The organism is Gluconacetobacter dulcium, from assembly GCF_014174165.1.
GTDB lineage: Bacteria > Pseudomonadota > Alphaproteobacteria > Acetobacterales > Acetobacteraceae > Gluconacetobacter > Gluconacetobacter dulcium.
In genome coordinates this window covers 1-569 of sequence record NZ_JABEQN010000074.1, presented here as the reverse complement: position 1 = coordinate 569, position 569 = coordinate 1, and the positions used below count along the sequence as shown (strand labels likewise).

At 70.5% G+C, this 569-nt stretch carries 1 pseudogene; it reads right to left on the bottom strand.

What is annotated here, in order from left to right:
- Positions 1 to 489 (bottom strand): annotated as a pseudogene (locus HLH25_RS19945) (phosphate ABC transporter permease PstA); the annotation flags it as partial.
- Positions 490 to 569: the final 80 nt, after the last annotated feature.

The following is a 569-nucleotide window of genomic DNA, read 5'->3' as shown; positions in this document are numbered from 1 at the left end:
CCCGGAAATCCCCGAGAAATGCCCGAACGGCATCACCAGCAGCATATACACGAACAACCCGACCAGGATCGACGGCGCCGACAGCATCATGTCCGACACGAAGCGCACGATCTCCACCACCCGACCGTCGCGCGCATATTCCGACAGATAGATCCCCGTCAGCAGCCCCACCGGCGTGCCGATCGCCGCCGCGAAGCCGGTCTGCACCAGACTGCCCACGATCGCGTTCGCCAGCCCGCCATTGCTCCCCGGCGGCGCCATCACATGCACCAGCGTGCCCCATGACAGGCCCGGCAGCCCCCGCACCAGCAGCGTCAGCAGGATCGACCCCAGCGCCAGCAGCACGATCCCCGTCGCCGCGATGCTCAGCCCCGTCGCCACCCGGTCCACCAGCCGCCGCCGCAGCGCCAGCCCGCCGGGGCGGTTCCACCCCGCTCCCACGGCCGCCCCCGTGCCGGCCGCACCGGCCTCCATCATCGCGCCCCCCATCTCAGGCCCCTCCACGCCGCAGCAGCAGCCGCGAACAGGCCAGCGTCAGGAACGAGATCACCATCAGGATGAACCCCAGC